At 71.0% G+C, this 24,885-nt stretch carries 26 protein-coding genes and 1 tRNA gene; 14 read left to right on the plus strand and 13 right to left on the minus strand.

The window, feature by feature from the left end; all coding sequences use genetic code 11:
* Positions 1–125 precede the first annotated feature (125 nt).
* Positions 126–581, plus strand: coding sequence for a hypothetical protein (locus ACZ404_RS04825; RefSeq protein ID WP_468435972.1), 456 nt, complete (start codon positions 126–128; stop codon positions 579–581).
* A 6-nt stretch (positions 582–587) separates the two neighbouring features.
* Here the strand turns inward: ACZ404_RS04825 and ACZ404_RS04830 are convergent, their stop codons facing one another.
* Entirely contained in the window at positions 588–1,052 is a 465-nt protein-coding gene (locus tag ACZ404_RS04830) for a type II toxin-antitoxin system PemK/MazF family toxin (RefSeq protein WP_468435973.1), read from the minus strand.
* Between the two features lie 227 nt (positions 1,053–1,279).
* On the opposite strand from ACZ404_RS04830, the gene ACZ404_RS04835 reads away from it, so the two are divergent.
* On the plus strand, positions 1,280–2,032 hold the full coding sequence (locus tag ACZ404_RS04835; protein WP_468435974.1) for an MBL fold metallo-hydrolase: 753 nt from the start codon (positions 1,280–1,282) through the stop codon (positions 2,030–2,032).
* Positions 2,033–2,101: 69 nt separating this feature from the next.
* Here the strand turns inward: ACZ404_RS04835 and ACZ404_RS04840 are convergent, their stop codons facing one another.
* Positions 2,102–3,352, minus strand: coding sequence for a PTS transporter subunit EIIC (locus tag ACZ404_RS04840; protein ID WP_468435975.1), 1,251 nt, complete (start codon positions 3,350–3,352; stop codon positions 2,102–2,104).
* 140 nt (positions 3,353–3,492) lie between these two features.
* Positions 3,493–4,809: a PTS transporter subunit EIIC gene (locus ACZ404_RS04845; protein ID WP_468435976.1), complete on the minus strand. Its 1,317-nt coding sequence runs from the start codon at positions 4,807–4,809 to the stop codon at positions 3,493–3,495.
* Between the two features lie 191 nt (positions 4,810–5,000).
* Here ACZ404_RS04845 and ACZ404_RS04850 point away from each other — a divergent pair, with 191 nt between their 5' ends.
* From ACZ404_RS04850 to ACZ404_RS04860, 3 genes are all read left to right on the plus strand, one after another.
* Positions 5,001–5,234, plus strand: a complete 234-nt coding sequence (locus ACZ404_RS04850) for a PTS sugar transporter subunit IIB (protein WP_468435977.1) — start codon at positions 5,001–5,003, stop codon at positions 5,232–5,234.
* Positions 5,235–5,325: 91 nt separating this feature from the next.
* The gene (gene rph, locus ACZ404_RS04855; RefSeq protein WP_468435978.1) at positions 5,326–6,063 is read left to right on the plus strand and encodes a ribonuclease PH; all 738 of its coding nucleotides are present in this window, start codon (positions 5,326–5,328) and stop codon (positions 6,061–6,063) included.
* A gap of 168 nt (positions 6,064–6,231) precedes the next feature.
* Positions 6,232–6,630 (plus strand): prefoldin domain-containing protein, encoded by a 399-nt coding sequence (locus tag ACZ404_RS04860; protein WP_468435979.1) that lies wholly within the window; start codon positions 6,232–6,234, stop codon positions 6,628–6,630.
* 108 nt (positions 6,631–6,738) lie between these two features.
* On the opposite strand, the gene ACZ404_RS04865 is transcribed toward ACZ404_RS04860, so the two are convergent.
* From ACZ404_RS04865 to ACZ404_RS04880, 4 genes are all read right to left on the minus strand, one after another.
* Positions 6,739–7,503 carry a DUF1707 SHOCT-like domain-containing protein gene (locus ACZ404_RS04865; protein WP_468435980.1) on the minus strand — a complete coding sequence of 255 codons (765 nt, stop codon included), beginning with the start codon at positions 7,501–7,503 and terminating at the stop codon, positions 6,739–6,741.
* A gap of 9 nt (positions 7,504–7,512) precedes the next feature.
* Complete coding sequence (locus ACZ404_RS04870) at positions 7,513–8,481, minus strand: ABC transporter ATP-binding protein (RefSeq protein WP_468435981.1); 969 nt, start codon at positions 8,479–8,481, stop codon at positions 7,513–7,515.
* Positions 8,478–9,245, minus strand: a complete 768-nt coding sequence (locus ACZ404_RS04875) for an ABC transporter permease (RefSeq protein WP_468435982.1) — start codon at positions 9,243–9,245, stop codon at positions 8,478–8,480. Before ACZ404_RS04875 ends, ACZ404_RS04870 begins: the two co-directional genes overlap by 4 nt.
* A 67-nt stretch (positions 9,246–9,312) precedes the next feature.
* Positions 9,313–10,113, minus strand: coding sequence for an ABC transporter permease (locus ACZ404_RS04880; RefSeq protein WP_468435983.1), 801 nt, complete (start codon positions 10,111–10,113; stop codon positions 9,313–9,315).
* A gap of 660 nt (positions 10,114–10,773) precedes the next feature.
* Here ACZ404_RS04880 and ACZ404_RS04885 point away from each other — a divergent pair.
* Entirely contained in the window at positions 10,774–13,494 is a 2,721-nt protein-coding gene (locus ACZ404_RS04885; RefSeq protein WP_468435985.1) for a transglycosylase domain-containing protein, read from the plus strand.
* A 57-nt stretch (positions 13,495–13,551) separates the two neighbouring features.
* Here the strand turns inward: ACZ404_RS04885 and ACZ404_RS04890 are convergent, their stop codons facing one another.
* Together ACZ404_RS04890 and ACZ404_RS04895 are read right to left on the minus strand one after the other, a co-directional pair.
* Complete coding sequence (locus ACZ404_RS04890) at positions 13,552–13,854, minus strand: GroES family chaperonin (protein ID WP_468437130.1); 303 nt, start codon at positions 13,852–13,854, stop codon at positions 13,552–13,554.
* A 112-nt stretch (positions 13,855–13,966) separates the two neighbouring features.
* Positions 13,967–14,296: a DUF3618 domain-containing protein gene (locus tag ACZ404_RS04895; protein WP_468435987.1), complete on the minus strand. Its 330-nt coding sequence runs from the start codon at positions 14,294–14,296 to the stop codon at positions 13,967–13,969.
* Between the two features lie 93 nt (positions 14,297–14,389).
* Here ACZ404_RS04895 and bcp point away from each other — a divergent pair, with 93 nt between their 5' ends.
* The 4 genes from bcp to ACZ404_RS04915 all read left to right on the plus strand — a co-directional run bounded on the left by bcp (position 14,390) and on the right by ACZ404_RS04915 (position 16,446).
* On the plus strand, positions 14,390–14,857 hold the full coding sequence (bcp, locus tag ACZ404_RS04900) for a thioredoxin-dependent thiol peroxidase (RefSeq protein ID WP_468435989.1): 468 nt from the start codon (positions 14,390–14,392) through the stop codon (positions 14,855–14,857).
* A gap of 147 nt (positions 14,858–15,004) precedes the next feature.
* Positions 15,005–15,658, plus strand: a complete 654-nt coding sequence (locus ACZ404_RS04905) for an HNH endonuclease signature motif containing protein (protein ID WP_468435991.1) — start codon at positions 15,005–15,007, stop codon at positions 15,656–15,658.
* Entirely contained in the window at positions 15,655–16,308 is a 654-nt protein-coding gene (locus tag ACZ404_RS04910; RefSeq protein ID WP_468435993.1) for an HNH endonuclease signature motif containing protein, read from the plus strand. Before ACZ404_RS04905 ends, ACZ404_RS04910 begins: the two co-directional genes overlap by 4 nt.
* A 53-nt stretch (positions 16,309–16,361) precedes the next feature.
* A tRNA-Leu gene (locus ACZ404_RS04915) sits at positions 16,362–16,446 on the plus strand.
* A 41-nt stretch (positions 16,447–16,487) separates the two neighbouring features.
* On the opposite strand, the gene rdgB is transcribed toward ACZ404_RS04915, so the two are convergent.
* Together rdgB and ACZ404_RS04925 are read right to left on the minus strand one after the other, a co-directional pair.
* Entirely contained in the window at positions 16,488–17,090 is a 603-nt protein-coding gene (rdgB, locus tag ACZ404_RS04920; RefSeq protein WP_468435995.1) for an RdgB/HAM1 family non-canonical purine NTP pyrophosphatase, read from the minus strand.
* 42 nt (positions 17,091–17,132) lie between these two features.
* Positions 17,133–18,467, minus strand: a complete 1,335-nt coding sequence (locus ACZ404_RS04925; RefSeq protein WP_468435997.1) for an SGNH/GDSL hydrolase family protein — start codon at positions 18,465–18,467, stop codon at positions 17,133–17,135.
* A gap of 283 nt (positions 18,468–18,750) precedes the next feature.
* Here ACZ404_RS04925 and ACZ404_RS04930 point away from each other — a divergent pair, with 283 nt between their 5' ends.
* Both ACZ404_RS04930 and ACZ404_RS04935 read left to right on the plus strand, forming a co-directional pair.
* The gene (locus ACZ404_RS04930; RefSeq protein WP_468435999.1) at positions 18,751–20,013 is read left to right on the plus strand and encodes a DUF445 domain-containing protein; all 1,263 of its coding nucleotides are present in this window, start codon (positions 18,751–18,753) and stop codon (positions 20,011–20,013) included.
* Positions 20,014–20,064: 51 nt separating this feature from the next.
* Positions 20,065–21,630, plus strand: coding sequence for an MFS transporter (locus ACZ404_RS04935; RefSeq protein ID WP_468436001.1), 1,566 nt, complete (start codon positions 20,065–20,067; stop codon positions 21,628–21,630).
* A gap of 705 nt (positions 21,631–22,335) precedes the next feature.
* On the opposite strand, the gene ACZ404_RS04940 is transcribed toward ACZ404_RS04935, so the two are convergent.
* Positions 22,336–22,638: a hypothetical protein gene (locus ACZ404_RS04940; RefSeq protein ID WP_468436003.1), complete on the minus strand. Its 303-nt coding sequence runs from the start codon at positions 22,636–22,638 to the stop codon at positions 22,336–22,338.
* Positions 22,639–22,796: 158 nt separating this feature from the next.
* On the opposite strand from ACZ404_RS04940, the gene ACZ404_RS04945 reads away from it, so the two are divergent.
* Together ACZ404_RS04945 and ACZ404_RS04950 are read left to right on the plus strand one after the other, a co-directional pair.
* Positions 22,797–23,222, plus strand: coding sequence for an Hsp20/alpha crystallin family protein (locus ACZ404_RS04945; RefSeq protein ID WP_468437132.1), 426 nt, complete (start codon positions 22,797–22,799; stop codon positions 23,220–23,222).
* A 320-nt stretch (positions 23,223–23,542) separates the two neighbouring features.
* Positions 23,543–24,034, plus strand: a complete 492-nt coding sequence (locus tag ACZ404_RS04950; protein WP_468436005.1) for a DUF2267 domain-containing protein — start codon at positions 23,543–23,545, stop codon at positions 24,032–24,034.
* Between the two features lie 76 nt (positions 24,035–24,110).
* On the opposite strand, the gene ACZ404_RS04955 is transcribed toward ACZ404_RS04950, so the two are convergent.
* A complete protein-coding gene (locus ACZ404_RS04955) occupies positions 24,111–24,653 on the minus strand; it encodes an MOSC domain-containing protein (RefSeq protein WP_468436007.1) in 543 nt (180 codons plus the stop codon).
* Positions 24,654–24,885 lie beyond the last annotated feature (232 nt).

Consider the following 24,885-nt stretch of genomic DNA (forward strand, 5'->3'; position numbering starts at 1 on the left):
ATCCCGCACCCGGACAGCCGTCCGGGTGCGGGATCCGTCCGCCGCGGTGGTACGTCACATCTGCACCAGGCGGCCGGTCGGACGGCCATGGCAGACAAGACGGTCACGGCAGAGAGGCGGACCCCATGCGCCGTACGACACCCCTCGCGATCGCGGCGGCAGCACTGCTCCTGGCCGCTTGCGGCTCCCAGAGCGGCGGCGGCAGCCAGGGCGGCAACGACAAGGTGTCCCCCTCCCCGAGTGCCTCGGGGAGCCGCACCGGATGCGTCGCCCACCTGGAGCTGACGGCCGCCGACGACGGCCGCACCTTCTGCCTGGCCAAGGGCGGCGAGCTGCGGCTCACCCTCGACGGCACCCGGGCCCGCCCCTGGAAGCCGGTCGCCGCGAACGGCAGCGCCCTGACGGCGATCAACTCCGGCTTCGTCATCCAGCCCGGCGACGCCACGGCGGCCTACCGGGCGGCCGCGGCCGGAACCACCGAGCTGACCTCCTCCCGCCCCCTGTGCGCCGAGCCCACCGCACCCGGCCAGGTCTCCTGCAAGGGCATCCAGGACTGGAAGGTCACCGTGAAGGTGAACTGACAGGCCCTAACCGGCGAGGTGGCGCACCTGGTCCCACAGGACCGGGTCCACCACGCCCACCCGGCGCCGGAAGTCCCACACCGGGACCTCGCGCAACTCGTCCGTCTGCAGGAAGCTCGGCCGGCCGTGGGCGTCGCCGACCGAGCCGGGCGGCAGCGGGATCACCCCGGCGCGCTCGTCGTGGTACTTGGTGGTGATCTTCGCGACCGTCGCCCGGTTGCCGCGCACGGCCAGCACCAGACAGGGCCGGTCCTTGACCTCGGCCCGGTCCTCGTAGGGCACGTTCGCCCACCAGATGTCCCCGGGGTGCGGACGCGTGGCCGGGCGCGCGCCGCGCCCGCCGGGCCGTCCCGGGGGCCGCAGCCGGCGCCCGCCGGGCCGGCGGCCGCCCCGGCCCCAGCCGTCGACGAGCGTGGCGACGAGCGCGAGCAGTACCACCGCCGCGAGCGCCAGCCACCAGGACGTGTCCATGGGCACGACGTTACCGGCGCGCGCCGGACATCGCGCGCCCTCCCGCAATCCTTGTGCGCCCCCGGTCCAGCCGAACCGGTGACACCACAGGTGAGTTCGCCCACAACGGCCCCTGGCGGAGGAGCGACCAACCCTTTTGCGCCTTACGCTCGACGAACCGCACGACCACCGTTTCCCGCCCTTTCGACCTCGCTGTCGATCTTCCCGCCAACGGAGGTTTCTGCTTCATGAAGCTCACCGTCGTCGGCTGCTCAGGGTCGTTCCCGTCCGCGGAATCGGCCTGCTCGAGCTACCTCGTCGAGGCCGACGGCTTCCGGCTGCTTCTCGACATGGGCAACGGCGCCCTGGGCGAGCTGCAGCGCCACTGCGGTCTCTACGACCTCGACGCGATCTTCCTCAGCCATCTGCACGCCGACCACTGCATCGACATGCTGGGCTACTTCGTCGCGCGCTACTACCGCCACGACGGCGGCCGCTGCGCGCCGCTCCCGGTCTACGGCCCCGAGGGCACCGAACACCGCCTGACCACGGCCTACGCCGACACCCCCTCCGCCTCCTCCATGAGCGAGGTCTTCGACTTCCACACGGTCAAGCCGTCCACGTTCGAGATCGGCCCCTTCACGGTGCACACGGAGCGGGTCCGCCACCCCGTCGAGGCGTACGCCATCCGCATCGAGCACGGCGGGACGTCCCTCACCTACTCCGGCGACACGGGCGTCACCGAGGTGCTGGACGCGCTGGCCCGGGACACCGACCTGTTCCTGTGCGAGGCGGCGTTCACGCACGGCAAGGAGGACATCCCCGACCTGCACCTCAACGGCCGCGAGGCGGGCGAGACGGCGGCCCGCGCGGGCGCCCGCCGCCTGGTCCTCACCCACATCCCCCCGTGGACCGACCCGCAGGTCAACCTCCGTGACGCCCGCGAGGCCTTCTCCGGCCCGGTGGACCTGGCGGCACCGCGGCAGACGTACGAGATCTGACGCTCCCGAACACCCCGAAGGCCCCGGACCTCCCGGTCCGGGGCCTTCGTCACGCGGTACGCCCGGGCGTCACGCCTTGGTGAGATCCTCGACCTCCTCCTCGGGCTCCCGGCCCGGGGTGGGGAGGTCGAACCTGACGATGGCGAAGCGGAAGACGGCGTAGTAGACGGCGCCGAAGACGAGGCCGATGGGGATGATCAGCCAGGGCTTGGTGGCGAGGTTCCAGTTCAGTACGTAGTCGATCGCGCCCGCCGAGAAGTTGAAGCCGGCGTGGACGCCCAGGGCCCAGGTGACGGCCATCGACACGGCCGTCAGGACGGCGTGGATGACGTACAGCAGCGGGGCGATGAACATGAAGGAGAACTCGATCGGCTCGGTCACGCCGGTGACGAAGGAGGTCAGCGCGAGCGAGATCATCATGCCCATCACGGCCTTGCGGCGCTCGGGACGGGCGCAGTGCGCGATGGCGATCGCGGCGGCCGGCAGACCGAACATCATGATGGGGAAGAAGCCGGACATGAACATTCCGGCGGTCGGGTCGCCGTGCAGGAAGCGGTTGTAGTCGCCGTTGAAGACCTGCCCCGCCGCGTCCTTGAACGAGCCGAGCTGGAACCAGGCCACGGTGTTCACGAACTGGTGCATGCCGATGGGGATGAGCGCGCGGTTGACGAGGCCGAAGAGGGCCGCGCCGAAGGCGCCGAGGCCGGTCATCCACTCGCCGAAGCTGGTGATGCCGTCACCGATGGGCTGCCAGACCAGGCTGAAGAAGACACCGACGAGGGTGCCGACGAAGGCCATCAGGATGGGCACCAGCCGGCGGCCGTTGAAGAAGCCCAGCCAGTCCACCAGCTTCGTGCGATGGAACCGCTGCCACATCAGCGCCGACAGCAGACCCATGATGATGCCGCCGAGGACACCGGGGTTGTTGTACGTCGCCGCGACGATCTTGCCCTTCTCGATGTGCTCCTCGGTCAGCGGGAACGCTTCGAGTACCTTGCTGTAGACGAGGAAGCCGACCAGGGCGGCCAGGGCCGTCGAGCCGTCGGACTTCTTGGCGAAGCCGATCGCCACGCCTATGCAGAACAGCATCGGCAGGCTGCCGGTGATGGCACCGCCCGCGGCGTTGAACACCGCGGCGACCTTGTCCCAGCCCAGGCCGTCCTTACCGAAGATGTCGTCCTGGCCGAGCCGGACCATGATGCCTGCCGCCGGCAAGACGGCGATGGGGAGCTGCAGGCTGCGGCCGACCTTCTGCAGGCCCTGGAACAGACCGGATCCCCGCTTCTTCGCGGGGGCCGCCGTTGCGGTGGCGGTGCTCATACGTCCTCCATCGGGTGGTGGTCTACACCACTCAGTGGTGTAGACCTGTTGTAGCACGATGAAGGCGGCATAAGGAACCCGCGATTCCTGCGACGGAACCGCTACTTTTCGTGTACACGCCGGGCCCCCCGGCCGGGGCGTCAGACCTTGGTCACGTCCTCGACCTCGTCCGCCCGCTCCCGCCCCGGCGTCCGCAGGTCGAACCTCGTGATGGCGAAGCGGAACACGGCGTAGTAGACGGCCGCGAAGCACAGCCCGATCGGGATGATCGCCCACGGTCTGGTCGCCAGGTTCCAGTTGATGACGTAGTCGATCAGCCCCGCCGAGAAGCTGAACCCGTCGTGCACCCCCAGCGCCCAGGTCACCGCCATCGACACTCCCGTCAGCACCGCGTGCACCGCGTACAGCGCCGGCGCGATGAAGAGGAAGGAGTACTCGATCGGCTCGGTGATGCCCGTGACGAACGAGGTGAGCGCCACCGAGAGCATGAGCCCGCCGACCTCCTTGCGGCGCTCGGGCCGGGCGCAGTGGGTCATGGCCAGCGCGGCCGCCGGCAGCGCGAACATCATGATCGGGAAGAAGCCCGAGGTGAACTGACCGGCGTTCGGGTCACCCGCGAGGAACATGTTGATGTCGCCGTGCACCGGCTTGCCGCCCGGCGGGACGTAGGTGCCGAACTGGAACCAGATGGGCACGTTCAGGAACTGGTGCAGGCCCACCACCAGCAGCGCCCGGTTCGCGACCCCGAAGACGCCCGCGCCCCAGGAGCCCGCGTCCCGCAGCCACTTGCTGAAGCTCTCCAGGGCGTCACCGACGGGCGGCCAGATCCACAGGCACAGGGCCGCGAAGGCGATGGCGACGAACGCCATGATGATGGGGACCAGCCTGCGGCCGTTGAAGAAGCCCAGCCAGTCCACCAGTCTGGTGCGGTGGTAGCGGGCCCAGAAGAAGGCCGACAGCAGACCCATGACGATGCCGCCGAAGACCCCGGGGTTCTGGAAGGTGAACGGCGTCACCGCGCCGACCCCCGCGCCCACGCTCACCTGGCAGCCGATGTCCGGAAGCGCCGTGGACCCGCCCGGGCACGCCTGGGGGAACTGGTGCAGGACGCTGTAGTAGACGAGGAAGCCGACCACCGCCGCGAGCGCCGTCGAGCCGTCCGCCTTCTTCGCCATGCCGATCGCCACGCCCACGCAGAACAGCAGCGGAAGACCGAGGGAGCCGTCCAGCAGCGCGCCGCCCGCGCCCTTCATCACCTTCGACACATCGGTCCAGCCCAGGCCCTGGTCGCCGAAGACGTCCGGCTGTCCCAGCCGGTTCAGGATGCCCGCCGCCGGCAGCACCGCGATGGGCAACTGCAGGCTGCGGCCCATCTTCTGCAGCCCCTGGAAGAACCGGTTCCAGCGTTCCCGCGCCGGACCGGCCGTCCCGGCGGCGCCCGCGCTCTGCGCACTCATGGCGTCCTCCCCGCTGCTCGACCGGACGCGGTTTGGCGACCGTCCCCAGGGTGGTGTAGACCAGTCGCGGACGGTTCCGCTGTCGTGACCGCCATCATCGGGCGGACACGGCAGAACCGCTCGCGAAGTTGGGCCAACTGTGGGTTACTGCGACAAAGCGGTTCGGATCAGGGATTTCAGGGAGACAGCACATGGCCAGCAAGGCTGAGAAGATCGTCGCCGGCCTCGGCGGCATCGACAACATCGAGGAGATCGAGGGCTGCATCACCCGGCTGCGCACCGAGGTGGCCGACCCCGCGCTGGTCGACGAGACCGCCCTGAAGGCCGCCGGCGCCCACGGCGTCGTCAAGATGGGCACCGCCATCCAGGTCGTCATCGGCACCGACGCCGACCCGATCGCCGCGGAGATCGAAGACATGATGTGAACCGCCGGGGCGTGCTGCCCGGGTTCACCCTTGAGGGGCTCTTCCCGACGCGGGGGGAGCCCCTCGCGCCGGTGCGGCTAGGCTCGTCGCCATGTCTCGCATCGACGGCCGTACCCCCGAACAGCTCCGCCCGGTCACCATCGAACGCGGCTGGAGCAAGCACGCCGAGGGCTCCGTCCTCGTCTCCTTCGGCGACACCAAGGTCTTCTGCACCGCCTCCGTCACCGAGGGCGTCCCGCGCTGGCGCAAGGGCAGCGGCGAGGGCTGGGTCACCGCGGAGTACGCCATGCTGCCCCGCGCCACCAACACCCGCGGCGACCGCGAGTCCGTCAAGGGCCGGATCGGCGGCCGGACCCACGAGATCTCCCGGCTCATCGGCCGCTCCCTGCGCGCCGTCATCGACTACAAGGCGCTCGGCGAGAACACCATCGTCCTCGACTGCGACGTCCTCCAGGCCGACGGCGGCACCCGCACCGCGGCCATCACCGGCGCCTACGTCGCGCTGGCCGACGCCGTCTCCTGGGCCCAGGGCAAGAAGCTGATCAAGGCCGGCCGGCAGCCGCTGACCGGCACCGTCTCCGCCGTCTCCGTCGGCATCGTCGGCGGCGTCCCGCTCCTCGACCTCTGCTACGAGGAGGACGTGCGCGCCGAGACCGACATGAACGTCGTCTGCACCGGCGACGGCCGCTTCGTCGAGGTCCAGGGCACCGCCGAGGCCGAGCCCTTCGCCCGCGAGGAACTGAACGCGCTGCTCGACCTCGCGGTCGCCGGCTGCACCGAACTGGCCGTACTCCAGCGGGCCGCGCTCGCGAGCGCCCTCGAGAAGTGAAAAAGGCAGACAGTAACGGGCAGAAAGTAACGGGCGGGAAGTAAAGGGCAGACCAAAAAACCCTGGGTGCGAGGGCAACCCCCGCCCCCTCCCCGGCGTCCCTACGGATACGGGCGCACGGCTCAGCACCGCGCGCCCGGCCAGCCGTACCAGGGGAGGGAACCCACCATGGCCAGCCGACGCCGAGCCCGGCTCACCGCCGTCGCCGCCGCCGTAGCGACCGTCGCACTCACCGCCGGTCTCACCACCGGGTGCGACGCCGTCAACAAGGCCATGGACTGCGTGCAGACCGCCGACACCATCGCCGACAGCGTCACCGACCTCCAGCAGGCCGTCGAGAACGCCGCGAACGACCCCACCCAGGCCGACGCCTCCCTCGACGCCATCCAGAAGAACCTGGACAAGATCGGCGACAAGACCGACGACGCCGACGTCAACAAGGCCGTCGACGACCTCAACAAGGCCGTCGCCAACGTCCGCACGTCCCTGAAGAACGGCGACAACACCCCCGACGTCAGCCCCGTCACGGACGCGGCCGGCGAGCTGACGAAGGTGTGCACGTCGTAGCGCCACCGGCGCCCCGAGGGCCACGGGGAACCGCGCGAACGGCCACGGACCACGCTCGGGCCGGATCGCGCGCAACCCCTGCGGCGCTCCCGGAACCGGGGGAGCGGCTCAGCGGTCGCGCCGTCCCCGCTCCTCCCGCCGCGCCCGGCGCAGTTCATGACGCGCCTCCCGGCTCTCCAGCCGCTCCTGGCGCCGCTCCTCCTTCAGACGCCGGCGCTCCGCGCGGGTGGCCTTGCGCTCCACGCCGACCCCGCCCCAGAAGGCGAACCCGCCGATGACCACCCGCGGCGCGCCCGGCTCGGGCGGGCCGTCGTCCCGAGGGTGCTCGAAGCCGCCCATGATGCCGATGCCGCGGACGACGACCTCGACCCCGGGTGGCACGGTCACCTGCAGACCGCCCATGATCGCCACGCAGTTGATCTCCACCTCGCGGGCCGCGAAATTCGCCTCGCGCAGATCGATCTCCCCGCCGCCCAGGAACGCCAAGCAGGTGAACCGCTTCGGCATCGTCCAGCGGCCCTTGCGCTCGAACCCCGACAGGATGGCGACCCCGCCCGTCGAGGACCCCTCGCCCCCGACGATCCGCCCCGCCCAACTCCCGTCCGGCACCGGCTCCTTGGTGAAGGACACCGGAGCGGGAGGCGGTGCCGCGGCCCCGGCCGCCGGCAGGTCCCGCGTGATCGGCGCCAGCTCGCCGTACGTACGCGCCTTGTACGTCGCCTCCAGGCGCTCCTCGAACTCCCCCATGTCCAGGCGCCCCTCCGCCAGGGCGTCCCGCAGGACCTCGGCCACCCGCTCGCGGTCGGCGTCGGAGGCGCGGAGATCCGGGGCTGCGGCGGACGCGCGGACGTCCGGGCGTGCGTCGTCGGTCATGACAGAAGCCTACGAGACCGCCTTCTCCGCGTACATCTTCGCGATGACCGCCTCGATGTCCGGCTCCCGCACCGACAGGTCCACCAGCGGATACTCCGCCGCGACATGGGCCACCAGCGGCGCCGCCGACTGCCCCGCCGGGAACGCCAGCCACTGCCGCGGCCCCTCCACCCGCACCACCCGGCACGACGGCGCCACGATCGGCTCCATCTCGCGCTCCAGGTCCACCACCAGGGTCCGCTCACCCTCCGCGGCCTCGTGCAGCCCGGCGAGCGGGCCGTCGTACATCAGCCGCCCGTGGTCGATCACCATCACGCGCGAGCACAACTGCTCGATGTCCTGCAGGTCGTGGGTCGTCAGCAGCACCGTCGTGCCGCGCTCGCCGTTCAACTCCTTCAAGAAGCCCCGCACCTTGGCCTTCGAGACGACATCCAGCCCGATCGTCGGCTCGTCCAGGTACAGCACCTCCGGGTCGTGCAGCAGCGCCGCCGCGATGTCCCCGCGCATCCGCTGCCCCAGCGACAGCTGGCGCACCGGCACGTCCAACAGGGCGCCCAGCTCCAGCAGTTCCACGCACCGCTCGAGGTTCTCCCGGTAACGGGCGTCCGGAATCCGGTACATGCGGTGCACCAGCCGGTACGAGTCGATCAGCGGCAGGTCCCACCACAGCGTCGTCCGCTGCCCGAACACCACCCCGATCCGGTGCGCCAGCCGCGCCCGCTCCCGCGACGGATCGATCCCCGCCACCCGCAGCCGGCCACCGCTCGGCATCAGGATCCCGGTCAGCATCTTGATCGTCGTCGACTTCCCCGCACCGTTCGGACCGATGTACCCCACCATCTCGCCGCGCGCCACGCGGAACGAGATCGAGTCCACCGCCCGCACCTGCCGCCGCTCCCGCTTCAGCAGCCCCGCCCGCTTGCTGACCTCGAAGACCTTCTCGACCCGGTCCACCTCGATGAACGCGTCCACCGTCAACTCCCTGTACTCCGATACGACCGCAGCCCCGCCCGCCACGCCAGCCCCGCCGCCGCACAGCACACCCCCGCCACCACCGGGGACGCGAACGCCGCCCACTCGGGCAGACCGCCCAGCGGATACGGCCGCCCCAGCACATAGGCCGCCGGCACCCAGTTGACGAACGCCAGCGGCAGCATGAACGTCACCCCGCGCACCAGCTCCTTGCCGAACACCGTCGGCGGATACTGCAGCAGCGTCTGACCGCCGTACGTGAACGCGCTCTGCACCTCGGCCGCGTCCTGCGCCACGAACTGGAAGGCCGCCCCCGCCACGAACACCGCGGAGAAGATCACCCCGCCGCAGACCAGCATCCCCGGCACCATCAGCACCTTCAGCGGCGTCCAGGCGATGTCCGACGCGACCAGCGCGTACCCCAGCACCAGCGCCCCCTGCGTGATCCGGCCCACCCGGCGCAGCGCGAACCGGTCGGCGGCCACCTGCGCCAGCACGGGCGCGGGCCGCACCAGCAGGGTGTCCAGCGTGCCGTCCCGCACCCGCGTGCCCAGCCGGTCCGCCGAGCCGATCACCAGGTCGGCGATCCCGAACGAGGTCGCCGACAGCCCGTACAGGAGCGCGACCTCCGGCAGCGAGTAGCCGCCGAGGACGTCCACCCGCGAGAACATCAGCAGGATCGAAACGAAGTCCAGGCCCGTCACCAGCAGACCGCCGAACACGGTCATCGCGAACGACACCCGGTACGTCAGCGTGGACCGGATCCACATCGCCGAGATCAGCCGATAAGCACGAAACCCCTCGGCCACGGAGCTGCGCCCGCCCGGCGCACCTCCCTCAGCCACCCTGCACCACCACCCGCCGCGCCGCCGCCAACTGCACCAGCCGTCCGGCCGCCAGCAGCACCACCGCCCACGCCGCCTGGAACACGAACGCCGGAAGCGGATCCGCCTTCCCCATCAGCACATCCGCCGGCACCTGCAACTGCGCCGCCCACGGCAGGGCCCGTACGACCTCACCGAGCGCCCCCGGGAACGCGTTCAGCGGCAGCACCATCCCCGAGCAGAAGATCCCGGTGACCATCAGCGCCTGCAGCGCCCCGGTGCCGTCCATCAGCCAGAACCCGGTCAGCGCGACCAGATACCGGATCCCGAAACTGACGACCATCGCGAGCACCACCGCGACCAGGGCCGCCAGCCACGTCCCCGGATCCCTCGGCAGCGCCGTCGGGAACACCAGCGCCCCGAAGGCGAACGGAACCACCCCGCGCCCCAGCAGCTGGAACAGCGCCCGCCCCAGATCGCTCGCCAGCCACCACGCCTGCAGATCCACCGGCCGGTACAGATCGATGGCGACCTCACCCGTACGGATGCGTTCCATGAACTCCGCCTCGAAGCCTCCCCCCTGGATCGCCAGCGTCGCGTACAGCGCCTGCCCCAGCCACACGAAGGTCACCGCCTGCGCCTGGTCGTACCCTCCGAGGTGCGGCTTCTCGTCCCACAGCGCCAGGTACGTGTACACGAGGATCAGCCCGAAGACCGTGTTCGTGAACACCCCTGCCGCAGTGGCCACCCGATACGTCGCGTACCGTCTGAATCCCCCCGCCGCGACGGCCCCGTACAACCGTCCCGCGCCCACGTCAGTCCACCTCCCGGGACCGCTCGACACCGAAGCGCAGGAGCCTAGTGCGAGGCCCGGTCGGCCGGCCACGCATTTTCCGTGCCGGAACCGTGCCGGATTCCGGGAACGGAACGCCAGGTGCGGGAGTCTTCACACGGGGGGCGCAGAAGGCGTACGAGGCGTACGGGAACGTACGACGCGAAACAGGAGTCCGTGCACGACATGAGCGACGAGCCGCAGCCGCAGCAGCCGAACAGGGGCGGGTCACCGAACACACCGCTGCCGGCTGAAGGCCCCGAGGCCCCGGGAGCCCGCCCGGAGGGCCGCACGCGGGAGAGCGAGGACGGCGCTGCGCCGGCCGGGGAGCGGTCGGCGGCCGGCGCCGGTGCGGAGCACGCGGCGCGCGCGCGGCGGGCCGCCCAGGCGAGCCGTGCCGGGCGCACCGAGGGCCGGGGCGTCGTTGCGGAACCGGCGGCCGAGCGGGCCGAGGAGGCGAAGGCGCCCGAGAAGCCTGAGACTCCCGAAAAGCGGCAGAAGCCGGATGAACCGGCAAAGTCGAAGACTCCTGAGGCACCTGAGGCACCTGAGGCAGCTGAGGCCCCTGAGACTCGGGAGGAGGCGTCAGAAAAGTCGGAAAAGCCGGATAAGTCCGGTAAGCCGCAGACCGCGAAACCGTTCGTGCCGTCTCAGCAGACGGGGAAGCGTCCGGCGCCGGCGGCCACGGGCGACGCCTCCCGCAAGCCGGCCGAGCGGCCCGGCGTACGCGCTCCCCAGGACTCCGACGAGCCCCGCGCGGCGGAGAGCACCCAGGTCCTGCGGCGGGTCAAGGCGCCCGACGTCACCGCGGTGAGCCAGTCCCCGGAGAGCACCCAGGTCCTCCGCCGGGTCGGCAAGCCGAGCGGCGCCCCGAAGGCACCGACTGCCGCAACGGCACCCACCGCCGCCACGGCGCCCACCGCCGCCGTCGCACCCACCGCCCGGACCGCCGCGCCCACCGCCCGGACCACCGCCCTCGACGCCGACCCCGCGCCCGCTTCGAACCCCTCGGCCCCAGCCGCCGCAGGCAACGGCAACGGCAATGGCAAGAAGGCCAAGCGCAAGCGCACCGGCTGGCGGCGGATCTTCCCCACCTGGCGCATGGTGCTCGGCACCTTCGTGACCGGCGTCCTCCTGGTCATCGGCCTGTTCTTCCTCGGCTACGCCCTCGTCAAGATCCCGCCCGCCAACGCCCTCGCCACCAAGCAGGGCAACGTCTACCTCTACGCCGACGGCTCCCAGCTCGCCCGCGACGGCAAGATCAACCGCGAGAACGTCACCCTCGCCCAGATCTCCAAGGACGCCCAGCACGCCGTCCTGGCCGCCGAGGACCGCGACTTCTACACCGAGTCCGCCGTCGACCCCAAGGCCATGATCCGCGCCGCCTGGAACACGGCCACCGGCAAGGGCAAGCAGTCCGGCTCCACCATCACCCAGCAGTACGTCAAGAACTATTACCTGGCCCAGGAACAGACCGTCACCCGCAAGGCCAGGGAGTTCTTCATCTCCATCAAGCTGGACCGCAACAAGAGCAAGGACCAGATCCTCGAGGGCTACCTCAACACCAGCTACTTCGGCCGCAACGCCTACGGCATCCAGGCCGCCGCCCAGGCCTACTACGGCCGGGACGCCACCGACCTCGACCCCGCCCGCGCCGCCTACCTCGCCGCACTCGTCAACGCCCCGAGCGAGTACGACGTCGTGGCGCACCCCGAGAACAAGGCGGCCGCCGTCGCCCGCTGGAACTACGTCCTGGACGGCATGGTCAGCAAGGGCTGGCTCAGCCAGTCCGAGCGCAGCGGCATGAAGTTCCCCATGCCCAAGGAACAGACCATCTCCACCGGCCTCTCCGGCCAGCGCGGCTACCTCGTCCTGGCCGTCAAGGACTACCTCACCGAGCACAACATCCTCACCAAGGACCAGCTCGAAGGCGGCGGTTACCGCATCACCACCACCATCCAGAAGGCCAAGCAGAACGCCTTCGTCAAGGCCGTCAACGACCAGCTGATCTCCAAGCTGGACAAGAAGAACCGCAAGGCCGACCGCTACGTCCGGGCGGGCGGAGCCTCCGTCGACCCCAAGACCGGCAAGGTCGTCGCCATGTACGGCGGCATCGACTACGTCAAGCAGTACACCAACGGCGCCACCCGCCGTGACTTCCAGGTCGGTTCCACCTTCAAGCCGTTCGTCTTCGCCTCCGCCGTCCAGAACCACTCCACCACCCAGGACGGCAACACCATCACGCCCAACACCGTCTACGACGGCACCAGCATGCGTCCCGTCCAGGGCTGGCTCGGCGGCTCCTACGCCCCCGCCAACGAGGACCAGAAGTCGTACGGCGACATCACCGTCCGCAAGGCCACCGACCTCTCGGTCAACGCCGTCTACGCGCAGATGGCCGTCGACGTCGGCCCCGGCAAGGTCAAGCAGACCGCCGTCGACCTCGGCCTGCCCGCCACCACCCCGGAGCTCAGCCCGTACCCCTCCATCGCGCTGGGCACCGCCAACGCCAGCGTCCTCGACATGACGGAGGCCTACGCCACCCTGGCGAACCACGGCAAGCACGGCACCTACACGATGGTCGAGAAGATCACCAAGGACAACACCGAGCAGATCCGGCTCCCCGGCCAGTCGACGGAGCAGGCCGTCAGCCGCGAGGCCGCCGACACCACGACCTCCATCCTGCAGAGCGTGGTCGACAGCGGCACCGCCACCGCCGCCCAGGCCGCCGGCCGCCCCGCCGCCGGCAAGACCGGCACCGCCGAGGACGACAAGGCCGCCTGGTTCGCCGGCTACACCCCCGACCTGGCCACCGTCGTCTCCGTCATGGGCCAGGACCCCGTCACGGCCAAGCACATGTCGCTGTACTACGCCCTCGGGCAGCCCCGCATGAACGGCGGCGGCCCGCCGACCCAGATCTGGGCCCAGTACACGCGCGACGCGCTCAAGGGCAAGCCGGCCCACGACTTCGACCTCGAGCTCCAGCAGGGCGCCGACCAGGTCCAGCAGCCCCCGAGCAGCGGACCCTCCGACCAGCCCGGCACCACCGGCCAGGACAACGGCGGGGGCACCCCGGCCGACGGCGGCCAGAACACCGGCGGCACGCCCGGCAACGGCACCCCCTCCACCGGCACCACCACGGGCGGCACCCCCACCACCGGAGGCACCACCGACGGCGGCGGCACGACCTCCGACGGCGGGGCGACCACCGGCGGCGGTACGACCGGCACGACCTCCGACGGCGGAGCGACCACCGGCGGCGGAACCACCGGCACCACCAACGGAGGACCGACCACCGGCGGAGGCACCGACGGCGGCAACACCACCGGCGCCGACAGCGGCGGCGCGGGAGGCCTGCCCTAAGACACACGGAAGGGGCTGGTGACCACGGTCACCAGCCCCTTCTCGCACAGACAGATCTCAGAGATAAAGCCCGGTGGAGTCCTCGGCGCCCTCGAACCGGTCCGCGGCCACCGCGTGCAGATCACGCTCGCGCATGAGCACGTACGCCACGCCCCGCACCTCGACCTCGGCCCGGTCCTCCGGGTCGAACAGGACCCGGTCGCCCGGCTCCACGGTTCGCACGTTCTGCCCGACCGCGACCACCTCGGCCCAGGCCAGCCGCCGCCCCACCGCGGCGGTCGCGGGAATCAGGATCCCGCCCCCCGACCGCCGCTCACCCTCACCGGCCTCCTGCTTGACCAGGACCCGGTCATGCAGCATCCGAATGGGCAGCTTGTCGTGCTGGGGACTGCTCTGCTCGTTTCTGTTGGCGCTCACGCCTGTGAACCTACCTGTCTCCCACCCGCGCGTATGTCTCCGGGTCGCCCTCGGCTCAGCCCTTGCGCCGCCGGGTACCCAGGGCGAGCAGCCCCACGACCCCGACCACCACCAGCGCCACCGGCACGACCCGCTCGATCCGCGGCGCGCCCGTCTCGTCCACGAACTGCGCCCGCACCTCACTCACCACCCGGTTGACCTGCACATATGCCCGCCCGACCGTGTGATCGACATTCGCGACGACCTTGGCCTTGGCATCCCCGACGATCGTCCTGGGGTGCACCCGCACCCCGATCTCGTCGAGTGTCTCGGCCAGCACTTCACGGCGGCGCCTGATGTCCGCCTCGATCTGCGCCGGGGTTCTCGTGTCCGACGTGTCCGCCACCGTACGGCCTCCGAAGTCTCCTGATGCTGTTCCGAACAGTCTGTCAGCTCAACGCCGAGCCGCACCGCAAGGCCCCCCGGTTACGCTGGCCCGATGAGCGAGCGACTCCAGCCGGGGGACGTGGCCCCCGCCTTCACCCTCCCCGACGCCGACGGCAACGAGGTCTCCCTGTCCGACCACCAGGGCCGCAAGGTCATCGTCTACTTCTACCCCGCGGCCCTCACCCCAGGCTGCACCAAGCAGGCCTGCGACTTCACCGACAACCTCGACCTCCTGGCCGGCGCCGGCTACGACGTCATCGGCATCTCCCCGGACGCCCCCGAGAAGCTGGCGAAGTTCCGCGAGAAGGAGTCCCTCAAGGTCACCCTCCTCGCCGACCCCGAGAAGAAGACCACCGAGGCCTACGGCGCCTACGGCGAGAAGAAGAACTACGGCAAGACCTACCTGGGCGTCATCCGCTCCACGATCATCATCGACGAACAGGGCAAGGTGACCCACGCCCTCTACAACGTCCGAGCCACCGGCCACGTAGCCAAACTGATCAAGGACCTGAACCTCTGACGCCCTGCGTCACTCCAGCCGCCGCAACGGCCCGCGCCGGACGACCCCCCGGCACGGGCCGTTTCCCTTTTCCCGGCCGTGACGGTCCGACAACCGGTTCGTTACTCCATGCGAGCTGCGAACACACAGCCGGAAGGGAGGGGAGCGATGGGGGTCGGCGCATACACCAAGGAGCGACTGCAGGAGGCGGCTCATGGCGCGCGGACGTTGTCGGAGGCGCTGCGGAGGCTGGGGGTGGATCCGCAGAGCCCGACGCGACGGTACGTGCTCGGACGGATGAAGAAGCTCGGAGTGGACGTCTCGCACTTCGAGCGGGAAGGGGTGAAGTGGACGAGGGAGGTTCTGGAGCAGGCGGTGGCCGCCTCCACGAACATGTGCGAGGTGCTGCGCCGGCTCGGCCTCGAGGTCGTCGGCGGCCACCACACGCACATCAGCCGCCGGGTCAAGGCGTACGGCATCGACACCTCGCACTTCGAACTGCCGACACAGCGAGGCAAGCCCTGGCGCGCCCGGACACCGCAGGCCCTACTCGTCGAGCAGACGGCCGGCGAAGCCCGGCGCATTCCGAGCGACCGGCTCAAGTGGGCGATGTCGTCCCTGGGCGTGCCGGAGCGATGCGCCCGCTGCGGCACGGAGCCGGTGTGGCGTGGTCGTCCACTCCCGCTGGAGGTCGATCACATCGACGGGAACTGGCGCGACAACCGCATTGAGAACCTTCGCCTGCTCTGCCCCAACTGTCACTCGACCACGGACAACTACCGCGGCCGCGGCAAGAGGCGTACTCAGGGCGTCGCCCGTTGAGCAGCGGCGTACAGTACACGCGTGATCGGTTGGCTGAGGCTGCCGAGCGGTGTGGAACCTTGGATGAGGTCATCGCCTTCTTCGGCACCCGCCCCTACGGCAAGCTGCGCCGATACCTCGTGCGGCGGTTCGCGCATTTCGATATCGACATCTCGCACTTTTCTGCCTCCTGCAGACCCGACCGCCCCAGGCCCGAGGACATACAAGCAGCGGTCGCCGAGTCGATCTCCATCGCAGAGACGCTACGCCGCCTTGGGCGCCCGGATACCGGCACGCAGCGAGCGCTGTTGCGTCAGTGGGTCGCCGAGCAAGGTCTGTCGACGGTGCACTTTCTCGGTCAAGCCCACCGACGAGGCAAGACGCACACGGAGCGGGCCAAGCGTCCTGAGGACGTTTTGGTCAAGCATGACGGCTGCCGCCGGACGAGAACCCATTTCCTGCGGCGTGCGCTCCAGGAGGTAGGTGTACCGGATGAGTGTGCCGAGTGCGGCGTTGGGCCGGAGTGGTTCGGGCGGCCGATGACACTGGAGGTCGACCACATCAACGGAGACTGGAGCGACGACCGGCGCGAGAATCTCCGCTTCCTCTGTCCCAACTGCCACGCCACCACGAGCACCTGGTGCCGAGGGGGCGAACGGCGGAAGGCGTAGACCCGTACACTGTGCGAGGCGAAACGGCAGGTGAAAGCGGTGTCCGTTTCGGGGCGGCCGTGGCGAAATAGGCGATACGCGCGGGTTTTAGGTGCCCGTGGGAGAAATCCCGTGTGGGTTCGAGTCCCACCGGCCGCACAAGAGAGGGGCCGTCCGTCCGGGCGGCCCCTCTTCCGCTCTCAGCCCAGCAGTTCCCGCACCACCGGTACCAGGGCGCGGAACGCCTTGCCCCGGTGGCTGATCGCGTTCTTCTCGTCCGGGGTCAGTTCGGCGCACGTCCGGGTCTCGCCGTCGGGCTGGAGCACGGGGTCGTAGCCGAAGCCGTTGGTGCCGGCCGGCTCCCGCCGCAGTACACCGCGCAGCCGGCCCTCGACCACCCTCTCCGTGCCGTCCGGCAGGGCCAGGGCCGCCGCGCAGAAGAAGTGGGCTCCTCGGTGCGGCTCCGCGATGTCGGACAGCTGGGCCAGGAGCAGGTCCAGGTTGGCCTTGTCGTCGCCGTGGCGGCCGGCCCAGCGGGCGGAGAAGATGCCGGGGGCGCCGTTCAGGACGTCGACGCAGAGGCCGGAGTCGTCGGCGACGGCCGGGAGTCCGGTGGCCCGGGCGAGGGCGTGGGCCTTCAGCAGGGCGTTCTCGGCGAAGGTGACACCGGTCTCCGGCACGTCGGGGACGTCGGGAAACGCGTCGGCGCCGATCAGCTCGTGCGGCAGGCCGGCTTCGGCCAGGATCGCCCTCAGCTCGGTGATCTTTCCGGCGTTACGGGTGGCGAGGATCAAGCGGGTCATGGGGTCAGTATTGCTGGCCCCATGACCCCGCACCGTCGGCCGCTACAGCTCCGCCTGGCCCGCACCCTTCAGCGCCGCCAGGTCGAAGACGTCGCCCATGGTGCGGAAGCCCAGGTCGCTGGGGTGCAGATGGTCCCCGGAGTCGTACTCGGGGCGCAGCCGGCGCGGGTCGTAGGGGTCCCTGAGGGCCCGGTCGAAGTCGACGACCGCGTCGTACACCCGCCCGGCGCGGATCTGCGCGTTGACCTGCTGGCGCACCCGCTCCCGGGCCGGGGTCCAGCCCCGGTGTCCCTCGAAGGGCATGAGGGTCGCGCCGACGACCTTCAGGCCGTGGGCGTGGGCCTGCCGGACCAGGGTGCGCAGGCCCGCGGTGATCCGGTCGGGGTCGGCGAGCCGGGGGTTGCGCAGGATGTCGTTGATGCCGAGGTCGATGACGACGACCTTGGCGTTGGTGCGGGAGAGCACGTCCCGGCCGAAGCGGCCGAGGCCGCTCTGGTTCTCGGCGGGCCGGCCGAAGCCGTCGGCGAGGACCTGGTTGCCGCTGATTCCCTCGTTGACGACGCCGTAGCGGGGCAGCGCGGCACCGCTCGCGACGGCGGAGCGCAGCCGGCCCGCCAGGACGTCGGTCCAGCGGCGGTTGGCGCCGACAGTGGACGTTATGCCGTCGGTGATGGAGTCGCCGAAGACGACGACCGTGCCGTCGGCCTCGTTGCTGAGCACGTCGAGGGCGGTCAGGTAGCGCCAGTAAGGGGTCTGCTGCGTGTACGGCGTGCCGGTGGCGTCCTCGGTGCGGTCGCCCTGGGCGACGTACGACACCTGCTGGGCGTGCGGGTGGTAGGTGACAGGGCCCGACGGGGTGGGGGAGTAGGTGGTGACCAGGACGTCGGAGCCGTGCGGGATGGTCACGCGGACGGCGTCGCTGAGGACCTGGCGGCCGGCCGGGATCACGACGCCGGGGCTGCCGTTGAAGGTCAGGCGTCGCATCGTCTCGGCGTCGGCCGCCGCCGTGCCGTCCCCGGCCGACAGGGCCAGGGTCGCGTGCGCGATGGTCAGCGGGGACTGCCCGTAGAGGTTGGACAGGGTGATGCGGGCACTCGTCCCTCCGGTGCTCGCGTGCACGATGTTGCGCACCGACCGGCCGGCCAGGCCGCCGGTCTCGGTGCCCGGCTCGCCGCCCACGGGCGCCGTGGCCCAGGCGCCGACCCAGGTGCCGGTCGAGGCGGGAGCGGCGGAGGTGTCGTGATGCGGACGGGTGGTGGCGACCGTGCTGCGGGGGCTGCCGTCGCCGGCCGCCACGGTGACGTAGATGGCGGCGGAAAGGGCTACGACCAGTGCGACAACCGCACTGAGTACCGCATAACCATGACGCTTGGTCATGCTTGTGTTGTTCTCCTCAGAGATGGGAGCCCGAGGCTCCGATCCGGTGAACCCATGATGCGTCATGGGTTCGGGAGGGCTGACAGGGACCTGCCGCAAACCCCCGGTGAGACAGACGCCGGGAACTCCTGATCCGTTCCGGGAGTCGGTCAGGAAGGGACAATTGTGTGCGGGATCACCGAACGGGCGGGAGCTGATGGAACGTACCGAGACACCTCGAGGACGTACGGAGACACCCCGGGGACCTATCGAGACACCACGAGGCACGGCGACCTACCGGACCATGACCGCCTTCACCCCCGCCGACGAGGAGCGCCGGCGCGGGGTGGTGCGGATGAAGCTGACGGCGACCGGGCTGCTGCTGTTCGTGGCCGTGGTCTACGTCCTCGCCAAGTGGGCCTCGCAGGAGGGCGCGGGCGTGTGGGCGGACTATGTGGCCGCGGCCTCGGAGGCGGGCATGGTGGGCGCGCTCGCGGACTGGTTCGCCGTCACCGCCCTGTTCCGGCATCCGCTCGGCCTGCCCATTCCGCACACCGCGATCATCCCGACCAAGAAGGACCAGCTGGGCGTCTCGCTGGGCGAGTTCGTCGGCGAGAACTTCCTCTCGCAGGACGTCGTACGGCAGCGGCTGCGCGCCGTCGGCATCGGCAGCCGGCTCGGTGCCTGGCTGGCCGAGCCGGAGCACGCGGACCGGGTGACGGCGGAGCTCGCCACCGCGCTGCGCGGCGCCCTGACCGTGCTGCGGGACTCGGACGTGCAGGCCGTCGTCGGTGAGGCGATCACGCGGCGGGCCGACGCCCAGGAGATCGCGCCCGGCATCGGCAAGATGCTGGAGAAGGTCGTGGCGGACGGAGGGCACCGGCGCGTGGTGGACCTGGTGGTGGCCCGGGCGTACGACTGGCTGGTGCTGCACCGCGCCGATGTGATGGTGGCCGTCGAGGGCGGTGCCCCCGGCTGGACGCCGCGGTTCGTGGACCGCCGGGTCGGCGAGCGTGTCTACAAGGAGCTGCTGCGGTTCGTCACCGAGATGCGCGACATGCCCTCGCACCCCGCGCGCGGCGCCCTCGACCGGTTCCTCACCGACTTCGCCTCCGACCTGCAGTCCGACACCGACACGCGGGCCCGGGTGGAGCGCCTCAAGGGGGAGGTGCTGGGGCGGGGCGAGGTGCAGGACCTCATCGCCTCCGCGTGGACCTCCGTCCGGTCGATGATCGTCGCGGCCGCCGAGGACGAGCGCAGCGAGCTGCGGCTGCGTGTGCGGGCGGCGCTGCTCTCGCTCGGGGCGCGGATGGCGCGCGAGCCGAAGGTGCAGGAGAAGGTCGACAGCTGGGTGGAGGGCGTGGCGGTGCACATCGTCACCACCTACCGCACGGAGATCACCTCCCTGATCACCGACACGGTGGCGGGCTGGGACGCCGAGCACACCACGCGCAAGATCGAGGCGCACATCGGCCGTGACCTGCAGTTCATCCGGATCAACGGCACGGTCGTGGGCTCGCTGGCCGGGCTGCTGATCTACGCCGTCTCGCGAGGGCTGGGGGCCTAAGCGCGCCGGTCAGGGGCACCCGTGTTCTCGTCCTCGACGAGGAGGGAGCCCATGAGCACAGCCGAGACGCCGGCGCCGTCGACCGAGGCCGGCCGGACCATCACCACCAACATCCCCGCCCGGCTGGACCGTCTGCCCTGGTCCCGCTGGCACTGGACGATCGTGATCGGGCTGGGCACGGTCTGGATCCTGGACGGCCTGGAGGTCACGGTCGTCGGGAACATCGCCAGCCGGCTGGCCGAGCCGGGCAGCGGTCTGGCGATCACCTCCGGGCAGATCACCGGCATCGCCGCCGCGCTGTACGTGGCGGGTGCGTGCGTCGGCGCGCTGTTCTGGGGGCGGCTGACCGACCGGTTCGGCCGCAAGAAGCTGTTCATGATCACGCTGGCGGTGTATCTGGCGGCGACCGCGCTGACGGCCGTCTCCTGGGAGGCCTGGTGGTTCTTCCTGTTCCGCTTCCTGACCGGCTTCGGCATCGGCGGTGAGTACGCGGCGATCAACTCCGCCATCGACGAGCTGATCCCGGCCGACTACCGGGGCCGCGTGGACCTCGTCATCAACGGCAGCTTCTGGCTCGGTGCCGTCGGCGGCTCCCTGCTGTCGATCCTCGCCCTCAACACCGACCTGCTGCCCGCGAACCTCGGCTGGCGCCTGACCTTCGCCCTCGGTGCCGTCCTCGCCCTGGTCATCCTTCTCGTACGACGGCACGTCCCGGAGAGTCCGCGCTGGCTGCTGATCCACGGCAGGGACCGGGAGGCGGAAGAGATCGTCGCCGGCATCGAACGGCAGGTGGAGGAGCAGAAGGGGCAGCGGCTTCCCGAGCCGGAGGGCGAGCTGGAGATCCACCAGCGCAAGAGCGTGACGTTCCTGGAGATCGCCCGCACGGTCTTCGGCCAGTACCGCAAGCGTGCCGTCCTCGGCTTCTCCCTGTTCATCGGCCAGGCGTTCCTGTACAACGCCATCACCTTCGGCTTCGGCGCGATCCTGACCAAGTTCTTCGACGTGCCCGCCGACCGCACCGGCTACTACTTCGCCGTCATCGCCATCGGCAACTTCTGCGGCCCGCTGCTGCTCGGCAAGCTCTTCGACACGGTCGGCCGCCGGGTGATGATCTCCTCGACGTACCTGCTGTCGGGTCTGCTGCTGTTCGGCACGGCCTGGTTGTTCGACCGGGGTTCGCTGAGCGCGGGCACGCTGACGGCCTGCTGGTGCGCGGTGCTGTTCTTCGCCTCCGCGGGCGCCTCCAGCGCGTACCTGACGGTGTCGGAGATCTTCCCGATGGAGACCCGGGCGATGTCCATCGCCTTCTTCTACGCCCTCGGCACCGCCGCCGGCGGCATCAGCGGCCCGCTGCTGTTCGCCGACCTCACCAACACCGGCAAGGTCGGCGACACCGTGCTCGCGTTCTCGATCGGCGCGGCGCTGATGTGCGCGGCGGGTCTGGTCGCCGCCTTCCTGGCGGTACGGGCCGAACGCCGCTCCCTGGAGGACATCGCCCGCCCGCTGACGGCCGCCGCGAGCCGGGCGAGGGCGGCGACGAAGAGCGCCCGCACGTCGTCCCGGGCCCCCGGCGCGCACGGCGGCCCCACGGCACCTCCGGCGACGAGCAGGCCGTAGGGCTGGTTCCCGCCCGCCCCGCGCGACGCCGGACAGGCCATGGCCGCGGTTGCTCCGCCTGCTGCCGCGCGGCCCTGTCCCGGCGGCGAAGCAGCAGCAGGCCTTCCCTGCACCGTCGTGACCCCGGCGGCCGCGCTCCGGCCGACGATGCCGGCGAGGTCGTCGCCGGACTTGCCGGCGGGCTCGCCGGTGACCGCGGTCTGCGGGCGGGGGCCGGCGCCCGTCCCGGCGACCGGCGCCGAGGGGTTGAGCCGGGTCTGGGGGCCGCGGTCGCGGGTGAGGGTGAGGGTGCCGAGGCCGAGCCGGTCGTAGCCGCCGCTGTCGGGCCCGTGGTCCCCGCCGCCGCCCTCGGGGGCGGCGGCGGGCGGCGATGCGGACCGTGGCGGGCCCGGAGGCCCGGCGGATTCACCCCGGCGGACCCGGCTGCCCGGCTGTCCGGCTTCGGACCCCGCCCGGCGGGCTCGGAGAGCCGGCCTCGGATCAGCCGCGCGGGCCCGGAGACCCGGCGGATTCAGCCGCGGCGGGCCCGGCTGTCCGGCTTCGGATCCAGCCCGGCTGTTCGGCTTCGGATTTAGCCCGGCGGGTTTGGAGACCCGGCCTCGGATTCAGCCGCGTGGGCCCGGAGGCCCGGCGGATTCAGCCCCGGCGGGCCCGGCTGCCTGGCCTCGGATCCAGCCCGGCAGGCCCGGCTGTCCGGCCTCGGGTTCAGGCCCGGCGGTCGGCGACGGCCCAGGACGCCAGGGCGACGGCACCCGCGACGCCGAACACCGACGGCCAGGCGCCCACCTTCTTCGCCAGCGGATGCGACCCGGCGAACGCGGCGACGTAGGCGGCGGTCAGCGCACCGGCGGCCTTTCCGCCCGCCTGCCGGCGCCACTGCTGGGCTGCCGCGGCCCCGGCGACGGCGAGCACGGCCCCGCCCAGCTGCCGCTTCTTGGTCCAGCGGGCGACGCCGTACCCGCCGACGAGCCCGCTCGCGGCGACCACCGCACTGGGAACCCTGGCCATGACTACCTCCTCGTAAGCCACATTTCTCCGCCCCGAGGCTAATCGCAGCCCAGGCCGCTCGCAGAACCTGAGTCCGGTGTTGTCAACTTTCTCTCTCCGAGCTATATAAGAAGGCGTAGGGCATCGCACCCAGTGCCGAAGAGAAGGAGATGACCGTGATGCTCATGCGCACCGACCCGTTCCGCGAATTCGACCGACTCGCGCAGCAGGTCCTCGGCACCACCGCTCGCCCCTCCGCGATGCCGATGGACGCCTACCGCTCCGGGGACGACTTCCTGGTCCACTTCGACCTGCCCGGCATCGACCCGGAGACGATCGAGCTGGACGTCGAACGCAACGTCCTCAACGTCCGCGCCGAGCGCCGCAGCCCCGCCCCCGAGGGCGCCGAGCTGCTGGTCGCCGAGCGGCCCGCGGGCACCTTCACCCGCCAGCTCTTCCTCGGCGAGACGCTGGACACCGAACGCATCGACGCCTCGTACGAGGCCGGCGTCCTGACGCTGCGCATCCCGGTGGCCGAACAGGCCAAGCCCCGCCGCATCCAGATCACCGGCGGAGACGGCGGCCGCAAGCAGATCAGCGGCTGACACCGGCCGTGACCCGCAGCCGGTCCTGGGCCGAGTACCGCCGGTGATCGGCGGCTGACCCTCGGCCGGCTGCTGCGACCGTGCCGCCCCCCAAGGCGCGTCCCGAGGCCCGCCGGCCCCGGGACGCGGCGGCATGCGGTTGCGCCACGACACCGACAACGCCCACAACGCCCACAACGCCCACGACGCGCGCCCCGAAGCCCGGCCACCATCCCGGCGGCACCAGCCCCCACATTGGCCGAACTCCGCCTCATACGCGCCGCATCAGGGGGTAGCCGGGCTTCCGGCATCCAGAAGTGTCAGGAGGAGGAGCCACCACGATGACGACCGCGACGACCCCGCAGCCGAGAACCACCATCCCCGCCCCGGCCACACCCGCACGCCCCCGCATCCACGAGACGCCGCGGGATCCCGACTGGCTGGAGCTGACGGAGGCGGTGCGCGAGGCGGGCCAGTACCCGACGCGGGCGGAGGCGGAACGTGTCACCCGCATCGTCCTGTCGGCGCTCGGCGGCCACGTCACCGGCGAGGAGCGCGTGGCCCTGGCCCAGAGCCTCCCTCGCGAGGCGGGCAGGGTCATCGCCTCCCAGATTCCCGCGACGCATCCCCTCACCGCCCGCGAGTTCGTCGAGTCGGTCGCCACCCGCATCGAGGGTTCGACCCCCGCGACGGCCCGCTGGGACGTCAGCTCGGTCCTCAGCGTCCTGGCGGCCAAGGTGGGCGACCCCCTGACCACGCGCCTCCTGACCCAACTCCCGCCTGGCTACGCCCTCCTCTTCGGCCGAGCGGACCTGGCAACGACGACGGCCTGACGCTCCGACGGCAACCGGGCGCCGCTGAAGTACCTGCCCTCCGGCGGCGCCCGCCAACTCCTGGATGCGGCGCGGCTCAGATTTTCTCGAGAGCCCGGTGCGGCCCGTCGGGAAGCCGGATGTCGATCCCGTCCCCGGGCCGTACGACGCCTCCCACCTTCACGACCCCCATGATCCCGGCCTTGCGGACGAGACGCCCCTCCTCGTCCCGCCCCACGACCTCCTTCAGCAGCCCGTGCTGGAAGTTGTCGATCTGAAGGCACGGGTTGCGCAGCCCGGTCACCTCGACGACGGCCTGCTCCCCGATCAGCAGCAAGGTCCCCGTGGGCAGCCCGAGCAGATCGATCCCGCTGGTGGTGATGTTCTCCCCCAGCTCCCCGGCCTGCACCCGGAACCCGTTCCCTGCGACCTCCTCGAACAGCTCCTCGTGGATGAGGTGTACCTGCCGAAGATTCGGCTGCGTCGGGTCCTGAGCCACCCGGGACCGATGCTTGACGGTCACCCCGGCATGCACGTCCCCCTCCACCCCGAGCCCGGCCACCAGGTTGATGCTCTCCCGATTGGGCTTGGTGAAGGAGTACTCCTCATGACGACTGACCGCCCGAACAACGCCGCTCACGGCAACCCCCGTTCCGTTCACTGTCAAGATCCACGCAGACCCTAACCTGCGGACCCGACCTCAGGGCACACCCCCGTAGGGCCCGCGGCACAGCCTGCCCCGCCCGTCACCGCGCCGGCCACCGCAATGACCGGTGCAAGAGGCCACGTGGGCAGGGAAAACGCAACTTCGACAGGGCCTTCGGAGGCAGCTACCTTCACCTGGTCTTCGGCGATCGCCGCGGTCGCACACC

Source organism: Streptomyces sp. NPDC030798 (assembly GCF_055572275.1).

What these genes read in the sequence shown, in the direction of transcription:
- ACZ404_RS04825 (WP_468435972.1), top strand. Translation starts at nt 126, where the DNA reads ATGCGCCGTACGACACCCCTCGCGATCGCGGCGGCAGCACTGCTCCTG.
- ACZ404_RS04830 (WP_468435973.1), bottom strand. Translation starts at nt 1,052, where the DNA reads ATGGACACGTCCTGGTGGCTGGCGCTCGCGGCGGTGGTACTGCTCGCG.
- ACZ404_RS04835 (WP_468435974.1), top strand. Translation starts at nt 1,280, where the DNA reads ATGAAGCTCACCGTCGTCGGCTGCTCAGGGTCGTTCCCGTCCGCGGAA.
- ACZ404_RS04840 (WP_468435975.1), bottom strand. Translation starts at nt 3,352, where the DNA reads ATGAGCACCGCCACCGCAACGGCGGCCCCCGCGAAGAAGCGGGGATCC.
- ACZ404_RS04845 (WP_468435976.1), bottom strand. Translation starts at nt 4,809, where the DNA reads ATGAGTGCGCAGAGCGCGGGCGCCGCCGGGACGGCCGGTCCGGCGCGG.
- ACZ404_RS04850 (WP_468435977.1), top strand. Translation starts at nt 5,001, where the DNA reads ATGGCCAGCAAGGCTGAGAAGATCGTCGCCGGCCTCGGCGGCATCGAC.
- rph (WP_468435978.1), top strand. Translation starts at nt 5,326, where the DNA reads ATGTCTCGCATCGACGGCCGTACCCCCGAACAGCTCCGCCCGGTCACC.
- ACZ404_RS04860 (WP_468435979.1), top strand. Translation starts at nt 6,232, where the DNA reads ATGGCCAGCCGACGCCGAGCCCGGCTCACCGCCGTCGCCGCCGCCGTA.
- ACZ404_RS04865 (WP_468435980.1), bottom strand. Translation starts at nt 7,503, where the DNA reads ATGACCGACGACGCACGCCCGGACGTCCGCGCGTCCGCCGCAGCCCCG.
- ACZ404_RS04875 (WP_468435982.1), bottom strand. Translation starts at nt 9,245, where the DNA reads ATGTGGATCCGGTCCACGCTGACGTACCGGGTGTCGTTCGCGATGACC.
- ACZ404_RS04890 (WP_468437130.1), bottom strand. Translation starts at nt 13,854, where the DNA reads ATGCTGCATGACCGGGTCCTGGTCAAGCAGGAGGCCGGTGAGGGTGAG.
- bcp (WP_468435989.1), top strand. Translation starts at nt 14,390, where the DNA reads ATGAGCGAGCGACTCCAGCCGGGGGACGTGGCCCCCGCCTTCACCCTC.
- ACZ404_RS04905 (WP_468435991.1), top strand. Translation starts at nt 15,005, where the DNA reads ATGGGGGTCGGCGCATACACCAAGGAGCGACTGCAGGAGGCGGCTCAT.
- rdgB (WP_468435995.1), bottom strand. Translation starts at nt 17,090, where the DNA reads ATGACCCGCTTGATCCTCGCCACCCGTAACGCCGGAAAGATCACCGAG.
- ACZ404_RS04925 (WP_468435997.1), bottom strand. Translation starts at nt 18,467, where the DNA reads ATGACCAAGCGTCATGGTTATGCGGTACTCAGTGCGGTTGTCGCACTG.
- ACZ404_RS04930 (WP_468435999.1), top strand. Translation starts at nt 18,751, where the DNA reads ATGACCGCCTTCACCCCCGCCGACGAGGAGCGCCGGCGCGGGGTGGTG.
- ACZ404_RS04935 (WP_468436001.1), top strand. Translation starts at nt 20,065, where the DNA reads ATGAGCACAGCCGAGACGCCGGCGCCGTCGACCGAGGCCGGCCGGACC.
- ACZ404_RS04940 (WP_468436003.1), bottom strand. Translation starts at nt 22,638, where the DNA reads ATGGCCAGGGTTCCCAGTGCGGTGGTCGCCGCGAGCGGGCTCGTCGGC.
- ACZ404_RS04945 (WP_468437132.1), top strand. Translation starts at nt 22,797, where the DNA reads ATGCTCATGCGCACCGACCCGTTCCGCGAATTCGACCGACTCGCGCAG.
- ACZ404_RS04950 (WP_468436005.1), top strand. Translation starts at nt 23,543, where the DNA reads ATGACGACCGCGACGACCCCGCAGCCGAGAACCACCATCCCCGCCCCG.